The sequence below is a fragment of the Paraburkholderia sp. D1E genome, assembly GCF_052682275.1.
On the sequence record NZ_JBQYMB010000001.1, the window covers coordinates 1,821,403 to 1,837,082 of the forward strand.

Here is a 15,680-nt window from a genome sequence, read left to right on the forward strand (position 1 = left end):
TGTGCGTCGATGGTTGAATCGTGTCAAATATGCGACAGGGCGGTTTTTTTGGCCACTTGATAATAGGTTTTTGGCGTCACTCCGCGCCAGACCGTCTGGAGCGTCTGATATGACCTGTGCCCCTGGCCTCTTTCGCACGTCGCTTGCCGGTCCGCAAGCGCGCCTCACCGAGGCGTTTGACCGGCTTCGCACGCGGCCGGATTGTGTGAGCCTGCCTGAATTCGGTCTTTATGGCGCCGTGGTGCCGGTGCCGGGCGATGCGGAAGAGGGCTCGTGGAAGATGGCCAGCATTCGCGATGAAATCTTCCTTGTCGTGTCTGATTGCAACTACGCGCATAGCCGTTCGGAGAGCGTGTTGCCGGAGTCGTTCGTCGAGTTTCATTTCTCGCTGTCGGGACCGGCGAGTGTCGACTTCTCCGATACCGGACATCTGCATGTGAACGCGCCGAATCTGCTTGTGTGCAGCCAGGGCAGCGATGTGCGCTATCAGGTGACATGCGGGCCGGGTCCGTGGCAATCGGTCGGCATGTATGTGACGCAGCGCTATTTCGACCGGCTGGTGCGCTCGCTAGGCGGCGAGGCCGACCGGATTTGTGCCGAACTGGCCTCCGTCGAACACGATCAGATCTATAACCGGCAGATGCCATTCAGCGTCGAAGCCTTGCAGATCGCCGAGCAACTGCTCGCATCGCCGTATCGCGGCGCGCGGCAGATGCTGTATCTGGAAGGCAAATGCACGGAGATTCTGTGCGCGTGCATCGAAATGTGGCTTGCGCATCTGAATGTCGATAAACCGAACGAAACGCTGTCCGCACGCGATCTGCGTCTGATCGAAGCCGCACGTGAAATGATCGTCGCCGATTTGCGTCTCGCACCGACGATCCCCGAACTCGCGCGCGCAGTAGGCACGAATGCATCCAAGCTCAAGCGCGGTTTCAAATTCCTCTACGGGATGACGATCTTCGAATATGGACATCGTTGGCGGATGAATCATGCGCTGCATCTGCTGGTCGACGAACGCTTGCCGGTCGGACAGGTTGCGCTTGCGGCAGGCTATCAGCATCAAACCAGTTTTACCGCTGCATTCAGGGAATATTTCGGCTTTGCGCCGAAGGATGCGCGCCGCCTTGCGAGTCCTGTCACGCATCAGCCTGCGGCGGCCGCGAACGCGGCGAGCACCATTGAGCGGGTTGCACCGTCGAGTGCGTCGAAAAGCGCGGCAAGCCAAGGCAATGCCGACGCGTCCGCCGACACCCATCCGGCCGGCCCGACTTCGGCAAAATGGTGAAGCGGCCGCGCGCGGTATTGGAGCGACGCACTTTGATTTAGGAAATCGGCAGGATCGCGCAAGCATACGTGTGATTCGTTTTTTCCGTTGTTAGCATGGCTGCATCGTCGGATGAATTGCTGGCCTGAGCCGCTTTTCACGATGCATGACACGGCCCGTTATCGCACGGGCGACTAACACGGAAAAGGAAATACGATGACGTCTATCGCAGTACGCAACCCTCGCACCGGCGAAACCGATTATCAGATCGAATCCGCCGATGCGTCGCAGATCAACGCGGTCATCAGTGACGCCCGCATTGCCCAGCGCGGATGGGTCGCTGGCGGCCTCGAGCACCGTATCGCGACGCTGTCTGCGTGGTCAGAGCAACTCGAAATATTCGGCGAGGAGATCGTCGCCGCGTTGTCGGTCGATACCGCACGCCACCGCATTTCAACCGAAGAACTCGGCGCGGTGATCCATTTCATTCATGGGTTCTGCGAGGCCGCGCCCGAAGTACTGGCGACGCCGTTCCGCAAGCTTGATGCGCATCCCGACATCGTATTCAAGGTTACGTATTCGCCCTACCCGGTTGTCGGCGTAATCAGCCCATGGAATTTTCCACTCGTCCTGTCGTTCATCGACGCGATTCCGGCGCTGGTCGCGGGGGCGGCCGTCGTTATCAAGCCGAGCGAAGTCACGCCGCGTTTCATCGAGCCGCTGCGACGTTCGATCGAGGCGGTGCCGGCCCTGAAGAGCGTCATTAATCTGGTGACGGGCGGCGCGGGAACCGGCGCGGCGATCGTCTCGCAATCGGATGCGGTGGTGTTCACCGGTAGCGTGCCGACCGGTCAAAAGATCGCCGCAGCGGCTGCACAGGCGTTCGTTCCGGCGTTCCTGGAACTGGGTGGCAAGGATGCGGCGGTGGTGCTTGCGGGTTCCGACGTCGCACGTGCGGCTACCAGCATTCTGCGCAGCGCGCTCTACAACTCAGGGCAGGTCTGTTATGCGATCGAACGCGTGTATGCGCACGATTCGCTGTATGACTCGCTGGTCGCGGAGCTGTGCCGTCAGGCTGCTGGAATGCGCCGCAGTCATGCAGCCGGCGACGGTGGCCATTACGGCCCGATGATTTTCGACAAGCAGGTAGTGACGATTGATGCGCAATTGGCCGATGCCGTGGAGAAGGGCGCGAAGATCGTGGTGGGTGGTAAGAGCGAGCGCATCAACGGCGCAGTGTGGGTCGACCCGACGATCGTGACGGACGTCGATCATACAATGAGCCTGATGACTGAAGAGACGTTCGGTCCTGTGGTTCCTGTGATGCGTTTCACCGACGAGGCACAAGCCGAATTTCTGATGAATGACTCGATCTTCGGTTTGAGCGGCGCGGTGTTTGGCCCGGACACCCATACGGCAGGTGATTTCGCAACGAAGATGGAAGCCGGCGGAGTCAGTATCAACGATACGGAATTGCCACGGGTGATGATGTTCGACGGCGAGAAGACTGCGTTCAAGAAGTCCGGTATGGGTGGTTCGCGTTATGGCGCGACCAGCATCATGCGCTATGTAAGAAAACGTGCGTTGCTGGCAAATGAAGGCGCGGTGCCGTCGCTCGATAAATTGGCGGAAGTGGCAGACTGAGCGCTCAATCGAGAGAAGACATCTCGCTTCGTGCTCGCGCGGAGTTCAGTTCGGGGGCGCTCGCGTAACGCACCTGCGCAATGTTCAGAGCACAAGTGCGCAGGTGCGAGCGATGGCACTGCGAATGTCCGCAAGCGGCGTTTTGTGAGGCCGGACAACGGAAGGATCTCCGCGCCACCGTCACCGTATTTCGACTCCTCAATATAGCTAAATGATACTTAGTTGAAGGAAAGCGAACTTAACCCTTTCTTGTTGATTGTCAACGGACAGCATCATTTGTAGTCTGTGTTCTCGCGAAAACGTACAAGCAAGAGAGAAGCTCCATTGGGAATGAAGGATACGAATCCTACCAGGTAGTGGAACATGAATAATCTTCAGTTGGGACAACCGCTTAACCTACGCCATATTTTTACGTTGACGCCTGATCTAGCCCTTCCAATTATGGGCTGCTTTGAGCATATGATGCGTGATGCATCTGCTTTGTCCCAGGCCGAGCGGGAACTCATCTACTCATACACTTCTGCTGTAAATAACGTTCATTTTTGTGCTTTCTCGCACCGGCACTGTGCGATCGGACTGGGTATTCCGGAGGCTGTATTTGACACCCCCCGTCACGCAATCAATTCAGCAGCAATTCGCGATGATGCTCGGGTCCGACTTACTTTTGCGTGTTCCTTGCAGATGCTCGAACACGAGCAGCTAGCGTCTGCTGCTCGTGCATTATCAGCGCAGTCAAAGGAGGCTCGCGAAGACACGATTCGCGTTGTTGGACTAACCGCTTTCATGAATCGGCTTATCGATGGATTAGGAGCAGTTTCTCCCGACGAATCCCACGTCAAAGGCGGGAAGAGCTTGGCGGAATTCGGTTACAGACGGGTTAGCGAAGATGTGGAAAGGATGATTATCGAGGCCGGGAACCACCCGGCCCAGACCTTGCAGAACCAGCCGCAAGAATGGGCGAGTGCGCCAACTCCGTTCTATGCAACGCTCGGCTGGGTCAACTCGCTGAAGAACTATGTACTGGTACTCAATTCTGGTGTGCCATTTGCGTTGCGCGCCGCGATCATGGAGGCGATTCGCGAAGCTGCAATCACTGGGACGGGTGCTCTTCAGCGTCTTGAACTGGCCAATGACAGCGAGAATGCTCTCTTCAAATTTGCTGTCGCTGTGGGCGTCTCCACGCGCCGAAGTGTCCCTGAGGATTTCACCACACTTCGCTCGTACGGTTGGACCAATGATCGAGATATTATTGATGCGGTATTGGTCGCGGCAGTAGCGGCCTGCTCGGCGCGAATCGAAGTGGGTGCGAAGCATCTAAATATAGAGATTATTGGGAACTGAGGCGCTGTCACATTGACCGGTCGACGTCGGGCCCAAACGCCCCGAAACGCAAGCACGCAAGCTGTTCAGCTGCATATCCGAACAGCGACGGCGAAAAGCAACCCGCGAAGTGGCCGCCGGACGCTGCGAGCGTGCCCGGATCGCTGTATATCTTCTCCTCCGAGCCTCGTACTACATTGCTTTTCCCTCAGAGGCTGGTGTCGAGAGCCGACGCAGGGAGCTAGCCCCGAGCGAATCAGATTCGTCTCATGTTAGGATCGACTAACTCCTGCGCAACCTTTCTGGGCCGCGTCGCCGATACCGAGGGTAATCAGCATGCCCATCAATTATCTTCGCGGTTTCACGAAGCCTGAGCGCAGCGACGCGACGAATCGCCGCCTCGGGCGATCGCTCGCGTTCGTCGCCGGTGCGGCCAACGCTGGCGGATTCCTTGCTGTGGGGCAGTACACATCCCACATGTCTGGCATTGTGTCGGCGCTTGCCGATAACCTCGCGCTTGGCGACATCAATGTGGTCGTGGCGGGATTGAGTTCCTTGCTGTCGTTCCTTGTCGGGGCTGCCACGTCTGCGATCCTGATCAACTGGGGGCGTTGTAGGCGCCTGCATAGCCAATATGCGATGCCATTGATGCTCGAAGCGTCGCTGCTTCTCATCTTCGGCTTTCTCGGCTCGAATCTGGAAACGCACCGCGTGCTGTTCGTGCCGGCCACCGTCTGTCTTCTCTGCTACGTGATGGGACTGCAGAACGCCATGATCACAAAGATTTCAAAGGCGGAGATTCGGACGACGCACGTCACCGGTCTTGTGACAGATATTGGCATCGAGCTTGGCAAGCTGTTTTATTGGAATGCCGGGGCAATGCCCGGCAATTTGGTCTGCGGAGATCGACAGAAACTAGGACTTCTCGGATCGCTCTTACTGTCGTTCCTGATGGGCGGGCTTGCTGGCGCGGTAGGCTTTAGACACCTAGTATTCTGTCCCAGAAATAACTTGTCGTAAATTTCGATTGTTCTATGATCAAATCCGGGAGAACAGGAGGCGACCATGGGACGCAAGGGAATCGAGGTTGTGGTGTCGGAACTGGAACGAGAGCAATTGCTGTCAATGAGCCGCTCACGTTCGCTGCCTCATTCTCTGGTCCGTCGTGCAAAGATTGTTTTGATGGCGGCTGATGGCCATACGAGCCAGGAAATTGCGATGCAGTGCGAAGTGACGCCACCGGCGATCACACACTGGAAGAAGCGGTTTGTCGCGCACGGGCTTGCCGGCCTGCATGATGAAGCCCGCCCGGGCCGCCCGCGCACACATGACGATGAGGTGGTAGCGGAACTGCTCGCCAGGGTACTGCATGAGAAGCCGAACGGGGCGACGCACTGGAGCGTGCGTTCCGCTGCTGCGCAGACAGGGATTTCAAAGAGTTCGGTGGCCCGATATCTATCGCTGTTCGGTGTGCAGCCCCATCGTTCAAAGAGCTTCAAACTGTCTACCGATCCGTACTTCGTCGAGAAGGTGCGCGATATTGTCGGGCTGTACCTGAGCCCACCGATCAATGCCCTGGTGCTGTGCGTGGACGAGAAGAGCCAGTGCCAGGCGCTGGAGCGTACGCAGCCGATGTTGCCGATGGGGTTAGGCTATCTCGAAGGGGTGACGCATGATTACGTCCGGCATGGCACCACGACCCTGTTCGCTGCGCTCAACACTGCAACAGGGGAAGTCATTGCGCAATGCAAGCCGCGCCACCGGCATCAGGAATTTCTGGCGTTTCTCAGGCATATTGACCTGGCGGTGCCGGCCAATCTCGATGTGCATCTGATTGTCGATAACTATGCGACACACAAGCATCCGAAGGTCAAGGCATGGCTGGCCAGGCACACGCGCTACCACATGCATTTCACGCCGACCTACTCGAGCTGGCTCAATCAGGTTGAACGCTGGTTTGGCCTGATTACGCAGCAGGCGATCCGTCGAGGGTCGTTCAGGAACGTGCGCCAACTCATTGCCGACATCGAGCGTTACATCGAGCAATACAACGAGCACAAGCGGGCTTTCGTCTGGACCGCGACAGCCGATTCCATTCTCCGGAAAGTGGCTCGGTTATGCAAAGTTATTTCTGGGACAGAATACTAGCAGGCCGGTGAAATACCTCATGTAGCGGTCATCCGGGACGCAGGTGTAAACGTTGAACTGATGTCATCAATGAGAGCGAGATGGAACGGATGCGTGGGCCAGATGGTTTTACCGAGTCAATGTTCACCGTGTTGAAGCTGGATGATTTCGTGCCGAAGGACCATCCGTTGCGTCCGATTCGCAGTTGGCTCAATGACGCGCTCAAGCGCATGGACGACGTTTTCGCGCGGATGTACGAAGCTGACGCGAAAGGTGGCCGGCCGAGCATCGCGCCGGAGAAGCTGGTGCGAGCTTTTGCTGCAGGTGCTGTACTCAGTTCGTAGCGAGCGCATGCTGGTGGAACAGATTTCCTACAACATGTTGTTCCGCTGGTTCGTCGGCCTGCCGATGGACGGGACCGTGTGGGACCACTCGACGTTCAGCAAGAACCGCGACCGGTTGCTCGAACACGATGTGCTGGTGTTGCTCTTCAACGAGACAGTCGAGACCGCGCGCGAGCGCGGATATCTTTCTGGAGAGCACTTTAGCGTTGACGGCACGTTGATTCAGGCATGGGCCGGGCACAAGAGCTTTGTGCCCAAGGCAAGTCCGGACAAAGACGACACGCCTCCTGACGAACCGCCCGCGCCGAATGACAACTGGCACGGACAGAAGCGCAGTAACGAGACGCACCAATCCACGACGGACGAGCAGGCGCGCCTGTTTCGCAAGAGCAAAGGAACCGGAGCGATGCTCTGTTACATGGGCCACGTGCTGACCGACAACCGGCATGGCCTGGTGGTCAACGCACAGGTGACGCTGGCGACGGGCACCGCCGAGCGCGACGCGGCCGGGCGGATGCTTGCTGATGCCGCAAGTGTTGCACCGGGCGCCATCACGGTCGGGGCGGACAAGAACTACGACACCGCCGGCTTCGTGGCCAGTTGTCGAGCGAACCGTGTAACGCCGCATGTGGCACAAAACGATGGGCGTCCAGGCGGTTCAGCAATTGACGAGCGAACTACGCGCTGGCCGGGTTACGCGGTCAGCCAGCAAAAACGTAAGCGCATTGAGCAGGTGTTCGGATGGGGCAAGACAGTCGGACGAATTCGACAAGCGATGTATCGAGGACTTGAACGCGTAGACCAGCTCTTCGTGTTGACGCAGGTCGGCTACAACCTGACGCGTATGCGCACACTTTCCGGTTGAGGAGCAGGAAGTAATGGATAACACCGATATGATGAACCCGCGAGCAACGTCGAATGCCCGCAAACGTGTTCCGCGTTTCAAAAATGCGAACCGAGCATCCGTCGTAATGCACCTGAGCGCATCAACGACGGATATTTCAACGGCCTGCTAGTATTCTGTCCCAGAAATAACTTTGCATAACCGAGCCACTTTCCGGAGAATGGAATCGGCTGTCGCGGTCCAGACGAAAGCCCGCTTGTGCTCGTTGTATTGCTCGATGTAACGCTCGATGTCGGCAATGAGTTGGCGCACGTTCCTGAACGACCCTCGACGGATCGCCTGCTGCGTAATCAGGCCAAACCAGCGTTCAACCTGATTGAGCCAGCTCGAGTAGGTCGGCGTGAAATGCATGTGGTAGCGCGTGTGCCTGGCCAGCCATGCCTTGACCTTCGGATGCTTGTGTGTCGCATAGTTATCGACAATCAGATGCACATCGAGATTGGCCGGCACCGCCAGGTCAATATGCCTGAGAAACGCCAGAAATTCCTGATGCCGGTGGCGCGGCTTGCATTGCGCAATGACTTCCCCTGTTGCAGTGTTGAGCGCAGCGAACAGGGTCGTGGTGCCATGCCGGACGTAATCATGCGTCACCCCTTCGAGATAGCCTAACCCCATCGGCAACATCGGCTGCGTACGCTCCAGCGCCTGGCACTGGCTCTTCTCGTCCACGCACAGCACCAGGGCATTGATCGGTGGGCTCAGGTACAGCCCGACAATATCGCGCACCTTCTCGACGAAGTACGGATCGGTAGACAGTTTGAAGCTCTTTGAACGATGGGGCTGCACACCGAACAGCGATAGATATCGGGCCACCGAACTCTTTGAAATCCCTGTCTGCGCAGCAGCGGAACGCACGCTCCAGTGCGTCGCCCCGTTCGGCTTCTCATGCAGTACCCTGGCGAGCAGTTCCGCTACCACCTCATCGTCATGTGTGCGCGGGCGGCCCGGGCGGGCTTCATCATGCAGGCCGGCAAGCCCGTGCGCGACAAACCGCTTCTTCCAGTGTGTGATCGCCGGTGGCGTCACTTCGCACTGCATCGCAATTTCCTGGCTCGTATGGCCATCAGCCGCCATCAAAACAATCTTTGCACGACGGACCAGAGAATGAGGCAGCGAACGTGAGCGGCTCATTGACAGCAATTGCTCTCGTTCCAGTTCCGACACCACAACCTCGATTCCCTTGCGTCCCATGGTCGCCTCCTGTTCTCCCGGATTTGATCATAGAACAATCGAAATTTACGACAAGTTATTTCTGGGACAGAATACTAGGGTTTGTGTCGACCGTTCCTCTTGCGATTGTCCTTCTTACTCTCGCGGTTGTCCCAATCGTCGACGATATGCTTGCTTATCGCAGTTAGGCGAAACGCCAAGCGGCATAGCTTGATAGGTGTCTGCATTCGCGTGCAAAGGGGACACGGCTCGGCGTTGGTTGAATCCAAGGTCGAACTGGGCCGCCCAAGTCACTTTGACTGACCTTCCTTGAGTGACGATAGTTCAGAGTGAGGATGACAGGCGCAAGGCCCGTCAGGTATGGATTGCTACTATTGCTGTAGCAGATCTGTAGCCCCCCCGCTAGAGCATCAACCGACTGTTGGAGCATCAACCGACTGTTTCGCAGTTCCGGCTCGGGACGCGCTCATCCTGCGACAATTGTTTAGGTTTGTAGGATGCCGGCCCTTGACCGTGCGCATGGGCGGACGCCACAGGAGCATGCGGGCAGGCTCCTACAAACCTAAACAAACTCAGCCACACGCGTGCGAGCATGTCCTGATCCGCTGCGCGAATAGCGCGAGTTCCCCGATGCGGTGCTTCGCGAGGATCGTATGGCAGAAAAGGGCATTTAGGAATGTCGATGCACGATTGCCCCCGACATGGGCTTGATCGCGCCGGTTGAATCTCGAGACACTTGTCGGGCGTGGTTGCGCAGCATCTTCCTGTCGAGCGGCTACTGCGTTTCGCTGACCACGGTTGCGACACGCGTTGTATGCTTTCTGAGCGGAGGCGCGACCGCAGTTGGGATCATGGCTTCTTCAAGCTTTGCCAGGATCGCGTTGGAAAGTGGTTGACGGTATCGATGACGGTATCCCCGCAGAAGTGGTATTCGGGTGCCCAGTGTCCGTGATGTTTGAACGAAAGCGCACGTTGATTCTCCGATGCAGTCTGGCCAAAGCTGATAACTGCCGATTGGATTTTTCGGTATGGCTGACGGTATGGTCGCTACCCGACCGGGCGGAAAGGTCGTCTTCACAAGGGTCCCGGTCGACAATTGACGATCGAGTGGGGATTCGGGATTGCGCCACAACGACCGGATCGGAAGCGCCATGCGCGCCAGTTTCTGCTCTGTAGCCGCCATTGATCTTGCAGTATGGGTAGGATGATGGGTAGGCTGTGGTCAGGCAGGGCGGGATTCAAACCTGGCGGGGCATTGAACGCGGTTGTTGGAGTCGGCTGCCTTCCGCCAGTCAAGGCTTCCGGGCAATTCCAATATCTTCCGAAAACGTCCTCCAGATCGCCGATTTCAAATCGGTTTATGGGTAACGACGTGCTTGCTGCTTCCATCAAGGTCCCGCACAATTTCCGCACGAAGTATGGGTAGCGACATGGGTTTTGTGGGTAGGAATGGAGGGCAATATGGCAGGACGACAGTTGCACCGGCTCAGCGCACGGCGGGTCGCCAAGGAAGTGGCTCCGGGCCAGGCGGTGGCCTCTGCGTTCCCTTCGAGAATATGCCGGTTGAAATGTTATTCGATCGCGCGAAAAGCGATGCACATGGCCCAATTGCGATGCACTTCGGCCCTGTCGCGGGAGTGTATTGAGGCGTAGCTTGCTAGCATCGTTTGTGTTTGCGCAGGCTGCAAACCTTAGCAGTAGCCACTCCCATTCAAGACACCTTCAGACCTATGAAAATTGCCTTTATCGGCGGCGGCAACATGGCCTTCGCGCTGATCGGCGGCCTTCTCAGATGCGGCATCGCACCGGCCGATCTGCACGTCATCGATGTGAACGAAGACGCGCGCCATCGTGTAGCCGATCAGTTCGCGGTTTCGAGCAGCGCTATTATCGACACCGCGCTTGCGCGCTACGACGCCGTTGTGCTGGCCGTCAAACCACAGGCGCTCAAGGTGGTCGCAACAACCCTGGCGCCGCACCTCGGCACACAACTGGTCATCAGCATCGCGGCAGGCGTGCGTTTGAGCGATCTATGTCAATGGCTCGGCGGATACCGCCGCGTGGTACGTGCGATGCCGAACACGCCGGCGCTGATCGGCATGGGCATGACGGCACTCGCAGCGACGGCCGCCGTCGATGCGTCGGGCAGGCAGGCGGCTGAGAGAATAGTCGGTGCGGCGGGTGCGCATTTATGGCTCGACGACGAGTCGGACCTTGACGCCGTCACCGCGATCTCAGGCAGCGGACCGGCGTATGTGTTCTATTTCATCGAGGCGCTGCAGGAAGCGGCGCGTCGACTCGGTCTGAGCGAAAAGCAAAGCGCGACGCTTGCTGTCGCGACGTTTCGCGGCGCGGTGCAGCTGGCTGTCGAATCGGTCGAACCGGTCAGTGTCTTGCGCGAGCGTGTGACTTCCAGCGGCGGCACGACCGCTGCCGCGCTCAACGCGTTCGACGTGCAGCACGTGAAAGAGGCAATTATCAACGGCGCACTCGCAGCCGCAGCGCGCGCTAGCCAGATCGGCGACGAACTGGGAGCGCAGTAAGAACTGCTCGGCAGACAAAAAAGGATGGCGAGGACCGTGAAGCCCGATGCCATCCAAAACCTGCCCTGGAGACTGCTCAGTTGTGCTCCTGTTCCGAGACGTATGACGTTGTGATTGTCGTGACGGACGCTGCCTTCAGCACGGTATCCGGCTGAATTAGAACTTCGCGCGAATTCCCGCGCGTGCGAGCAACTGATTCGTGCTGCTCGATTGACCTGCGGGGAACCCGTCGTAGATATCGGCGAGCGCACCGCCCGAGGCCTTCTGATACACGCCCATCAGATAGACGTCGGTGCGTTTGGACAGCGCATAGTCGGCCATCAGATTGAACTGGTTATATTTCGGTCGATTGCCACTTTCCAGATAGTTGACCCGCACCGCAGTGAACGTGTAGCCCGCCGAAAGCGTAGCGGCGGGTGTCACCCGATATTGCCCCCACAGCTCGTAGTTGTCGAAGTTCACTGAACTGTTCGTGCCATTGGCTGAACCAAACCGCGTGTTCGTGTAGTCGAGACCGATCATCGCGCTGCCGATCGCATAGGTACCGCCCACACCGATCACCCGCATGTTGGCGGGCTGACCGACGTAACCGAACGGTCCATTCACGCTCGGCGTGACCTGGTTCGCAACGAAGTTGCCGTCGGCGAACTGTGTCGCGGGTGTCTTCGCGCTCTCGTAGACCGCCGCGAGGTAGACCGGACCGTTCGTATAGCCGATGCCTGCGGAGAACGTATTGTTTGCCGTTGCTGATCCGGCCACGCCGCCAAGCGAATACAGTGCTTCGAACTGGAACCCGGCGAAAACAGGGCTGTTGTACTTGATCGCATTGTTGATGCGAAAGCCATTATCCGAGTTGTCAATGTCGCCGGCGTGCGAGAAATAGGCTCCCCAGTTGCCGTTCATCGTGGTCGGCTGCAAATAGTCCTGAATCGAATCGTACTGGCGGCCAAGCGTGAACGTGCCGAACCTGTCGCTGTCGATCCCGACGTAAGCCTGGCGGCCGAACAGCAGACCGCCCTGGCCCAGCTTGCCATTGTCGGCATTAAAGCCGTTTTCGAGCTGGAAGATGGTCTTGAATCCGCCGCCCAGATCTTCCGATCCCTTCAGGCCCCAGCGGCTGCCTTGTTCGACGCCGCTGACCAGCGCGACGACCGAGCCGTGCCCGGCATTGTTCACGTAGGTGACGCCATTTTCGACGATACCGTATAGCGTGACGCTGCTTTGCGCATGCGCGGTCAGTGCGAACGTGCCACTTACCGCTACGACTACTGCGATCTTCCTCATGGAAACCCCTTTGTCGGTCAATTAACCTGCAATCCATGCCGCTTGTGCGGCATGCGAAAGACGGTGCGCACGAAGCATCTTCGTTCCACCGCATTCTTCAATTTTTGATTTGTGGTACTAATGTATTGATGTAGTGCTTACCATGCGTGATGGCCATTCATTACATCTTCACGGCATCGAGTAACGTCTTCTTGCCTGCCCGGTAGGTGTAAAGCGAAATGACGCCGTGGCGCAGATCGCCGTGCTCATCGAACTGCGTCTGGCCAATCACACCGGAATGGTCGGTCTGCGGCATTGCCGCAATGATCTTGCTCGAGCTGGTCGAGTTCGCACGCTTCATCGCATCGACAACGATATAAACGGCGTCGTACGAAAACGGTGCGTAGATCAGGATCGGCTGGTGAAAGCGTGCTTCGTATTTCTTCACGAAAGTCGCGCCGCCGGGCATTTTCTCCAGCCCGAGGCCCGCTTCGGAGCAAACGATCGCATTGGATGCCGTGCCAGCGAGATCCGCCAGTTGCTCGGTGCAGACGCCGTCGCCCGCGAGAATCTTCGCCCTGATGCCGAGTTGCCCAGCTTGCTTCGCGAACGGCCCCGCCGTTGCGTCCAGGCCGCCGTACATGATCGCGTCGGGCGATTCGCCTTTTATCTTCGTCAAAATCGCGCGGAAATCGATGGCCTTGTCGTTGGTAGCATCGTGCGACAGCACCGTTACGCCCAGTGCCTTCGCCTTCTTTGCAAACTCGTCGGCGAGCCCTTGGCCGTAGGCCGTTGAATCGTCAACCACCGCCACGCGTTTCACTTTCAGCGAGCCGGCGGCGTAAGTGGCGAGCGCCGGTCCCTGTTGCGCATCGGTCGCGACGACACGGTAAGTCGTCTTGAATCCCTGCAGCGTGTACTGCGGGTTCGTGGCGGATGGCGAGATCTGGACGATGCCCGCGTCGCTGTAGATCTTCGACGCTGGAATCGAGGTGCCCGAATTCATGTGCCCGATCACGGCAACGACCTTATCGTCGGCGAGCTTTTGCGCGACCTGCGTTGCAGTGCGCGGATCGCCCGCGTCATCCTGTGAATCGAGTGCTAGCGCGACCTTGTTGCCGCCTATGATAAGACGCGCTAGCGTTGATTTCCTCGACCGCGAGGCGGGCGCCGTTTTCCTGATCCTTGCCAGCGTGCGCGCTGCCGCCGGTCAGTGGCGCGGAGAAGCCGATGCGCACGACCTGGTCGGCAAATGCGCCGGGCATATGCGCCGACAGGAGCGCCGCGGTGACGGCGACGAAGAGGGGATGAAGTTTTGCCGTTTTCATGATGTGTCGTTTAAAAGGGGAAGAGATCCAGCGGATCGGGACCGCACATGTCGCGTTGATATGTCAATTTCGATGTCGATTCTTTTCCTCCATTCGTGTTGCCAGCGGACATCCGCCGTCGTGTTGTAGATGCTCAATGGCGGCGCGTGTGTCGGGCAGGCGTTCGTCCTGGCCGAGCTTGAATTTCGCGTCGAGCCGCTCGATAGACAATTCGAACGCCACGATGTTTGCCACCCGCCGCGCGGTGCCCTCGTCGCCGAGTTCGTTGATGTCCCACGGCTTGTCGCGTCCCTGCTCGAGATGACGAACGGCGTCGCGCAGATGCGCGGTCGCGCCGTCTGCGTCCAGCGCGCGCGGGCGGCCGTGGCAGTGGACGACCGAGAAGTTCCAGGTGGGCGCGCTGTCGCGCACGGGGTAGCCGGGATACCAGGATGAGGAAATGTAGCCGTGTTCTCCGACAAAGATCGCTGCTGATTCGGCGCCTTGCAGAATCAGACTGGCGTGCTCGTTTGCCCGTGAAAGATGCGACACGAGCGTGCCGTGCGGACCCCGGGTGCGGTCCACCATAAAGATCACGTGCGAGATAACGAGCGAGTCCGGCGACCGTGTCACGAGCGTCCCGAACACTGTCCGGTCGATAAAGTCGTGCACTTCGTGCGTATTTGCCGGGGCAAAGGCGGGCTTGGAATACATGGCGGGGCCTTATTGAATAGATGACGCGAGTTGCCTGCGCAGCCATGTGCTGGTGTCGTCGAGCGCCGTGTTGCTCACTGCAGCAATCGACACCGCTTCGAGAAAGCTGTGGACGGTGCCCGGATAAACGACCTGTGTGACGTCCGTCTGCGCCTCTCTTAGCCGCTCGGCCATGCGCAGGTTTTCATCACGCAGGACGTCGAGTTCGGTGATCGCGAAGAAGCTTGGCGGCAGATCGACGAGGTCGGCGAGGATCGGTGCGGCCAATGGATCGCGAGCGTCCTGGGAGTCGCGCAGGTAGTCGTTCCAGAACGCCTTCATTTCGTGTGACGACAGCAGATAGCGGCCGTCGCCGAACGCTTTGTACGAGTGATACGAGGGCGATGGATCAAACGCGCCATAGTTGATCACGAGCGCGCGCAGCAGATCCGCTTTGCCGATGTTCCGCAGACGCAGTGCGGTGGCCATGGCGAGGTTTGCGCCTGCCGAATCGCCGCCGATGGCCAGGCGGCGTACATCGACGCCTGGCAGCGCACCGGGCTGCGTGAGCCACTGGATCACGTCCACCACCTGATCGAGAGCGACCGGGAACCGATGCTCGGGCGCGAGCGCATAGTCGACGCCGATCACAACGACGCCTGCGCGCGCCGCGTATTCACGCATCAGGCGGTCATGCGTGTCGATGCTGAACATTGTCCAGCCGCCGCCGTGCAGATAGACGAAGGCCGGCAGATCGCCGTCGAGAGGCGGGCGCAGCACGCGCACACGCACGCTCGTGCACGCACGGGGCGTGGGCACATCGGTATCGTCGACGTGCGCCATGGCTGGGCCGCCGGCGGCCCACGGCGCCCGGACCTGCTCTGCAACGGCACGGCGAGTGACGAGCGGCAACGTGTCCAGGTACGGCTGCCGCGCGTAAGCCGCCGTGACGGTGTCGACGAACCGGCGAATACCGGATTCCAGTGGATCGCCGGAGGCTGTGATGGAGGATACGGTCATAGGTTGGGCAAGATTGGGTTGATTCGAAGGCGATGCATGTCAGAGGCTGCGGACGGTGAAATATAGGCGGCCAGTATT

General features: G+C 58.7%; 12 protein-coding genes and 2 pseudogenes. 9 read left to right on the forward strand and 5 right to left on the reverse strand.

Annotated elements, in window-relative coordinates:
• The first annotated feature begins 109 nt into the window (after positions 1 to 109).
• From ACUN0E_RS08315 to ACUN0E_RS08345, 7 genes are all read left to right on the forward strand, one after another.
• A complete protein-coding gene (locus ACUN0E_RS08315; protein ID WP_445566245.1) occupies positions 110 to 1,288 on the forward strand; it encodes a helix-turn-helix transcriptional regulator in 1,179 nt (392 codons plus the stop codon).
• A 195-nt stretch (positions 1,289 to 1,483) separates the two neighbouring features.
• The gene (locus ACUN0E_RS08320) at positions 1,484 to 2,911 is read left to right on the forward strand and encodes an aldehyde dehydrogenase family protein (RefSeq protein ID WP_445566246.1); all 1,428 of its coding nucleotides are present in this window, start codon (positions 1,484 to 1,486) and stop codon (positions 2,909 to 2,911) included.
• A gap of 363 nt (positions 2,912 to 3,274) precedes the next feature.
• Positions 3,275 to 4,252 carry a hypothetical protein gene (locus tag ACUN0E_RS08325; RefSeq protein WP_445566247.1) on the forward strand — a complete coding sequence of 326 codons (978 nt, stop codon included), beginning with the start codon at positions 3,275 to 3,277 and terminating at the stop codon, positions 4,250 to 4,252.
• A 315-nt stretch (positions 4,253 to 4,567) separates the two neighbouring features.
• A complete protein-coding gene (locus ACUN0E_RS08330) occupies positions 4,568 to 5,251 on the forward strand; it encodes a YoaK family protein (RefSeq protein ID WP_445566248.1) in 684 nt (227 codons plus the stop codon).
• A gap of 45 nt (positions 5,252 to 5,296) precedes the next feature.
• Positions 5,297 to 6,379, forward strand: a complete 1,083-nt coding sequence (locus ACUN0E_RS08335) for an IS630 family transposase (RefSeq protein WP_445565654.1) — start codon at positions 5,297 to 5,299, stop codon at positions 6,377 to 6,379.
• Positions 6,380 to 6,459: 80 nt separating this feature from the next.
• A complete protein-coding gene (locus ACUN0E_RS08340; protein ID WP_445566249.1) occupies positions 6,460 to 6,702 on the forward strand; it encodes a hypothetical protein in 243 nt (80 codons plus the stop codon).
• A complete protein-coding gene (locus ACUN0E_RS08345) occupies positions 6,632 to 7,567 on the forward strand; it encodes an IS5 family transposase (RefSeq protein WP_445566250.1) in 936 nt (311 codons plus the stop codon). Before ACUN0E_RS08340 ends, ACUN0E_RS08345 begins: the two co-directional genes overlap by 71 nt.
• A 147-nt stretch (positions 7,568 to 7,714) precedes the next feature.
• Here ACUN0E_RS08345 and ACUN0E_RS08350 read toward each other — a convergent pair whose 3' ends face one another.
• A complete protein-coding gene (locus tag ACUN0E_RS08350) occupies positions 7,715 to 8,797 on the reverse strand; it encodes an IS630 family transposase (RefSeq protein WP_445565654.1) in 1,083 nt (360 codons plus the stop codon).
• 68 nt (positions 8,798 to 8,865) lie between these two features.
• On the opposite strand from ACUN0E_RS08350, the pseudogene ACUN0E_RS08355 reads away from it, so the two are divergent.
• Positions 8,866 to 8,964: pseudogene (locus tag ACUN0E_RS08355) on the forward strand (DUF1275 domain-containing protein); the annotation flags it as partial.
• A gap of 1,542 nt (positions 8,965 to 10,506) precedes the next feature.
• Positions 10,507 to 11,319: a pyrroline-5-carboxylate reductase gene (gene proC / locus ACUN0E_RS08360; RefSeq protein ID WP_445566251.1), complete on the forward strand. Its 813-nt coding sequence runs from the start codon at positions 10,507 to 10,509 to the stop codon at positions 11,317 to 11,319.
• Between the two features lie 156 nt (positions 11,320 to 11,475).
• Here proC and ACUN0E_RS08365 read toward each other — a convergent pair whose 3' ends face one another.
• The 4 genes and pseudogenes from ACUN0E_RS08365 to ACUN0E_RS08380 form a co-directional block, all read right to left on the reverse strand.
• Positions 11,476 to 12,603 carry a porin gene (locus ACUN0E_RS08365; RefSeq protein ID WP_445566252.1) on the reverse strand — a complete coding sequence of 376 codons (1,128 nt, stop codon included), beginning with the start codon at positions 12,601 to 12,603 and terminating at the stop codon, positions 11,476 to 11,478.
• 160 nt (positions 12,604 to 12,763) lie between these two features.
• Positions 12,764 to 13,910: pseudogene (locus ACUN0E_RS08370) on the reverse strand (branched-chain amino acid ABC transporter substrate-binding protein).
• Positions 13,911 to 13,973: 63 nt separating this feature from the next.
• On the reverse strand, positions 13,974 to 14,603 hold the full coding sequence (locus ACUN0E_RS08375; RefSeq protein WP_445566253.1) for an FMN-binding negative transcriptional regulator: 630 nt from the start codon (positions 14,601 to 14,603) through the stop codon (positions 13,974 to 13,976).
• Positions 14,604 to 14,612: 9 nt separating this feature from the next.
• On the reverse strand, positions 14,613 to 15,602 hold the full coding sequence (locus tag ACUN0E_RS08380) for an alpha/beta hydrolase (protein WP_445566254.1): 990 nt from the start codon (positions 15,600 to 15,602) through the stop codon (positions 14,613 to 14,615).
• Positions 15,603 to 15,680: the final 78 nt, after the last annotated feature.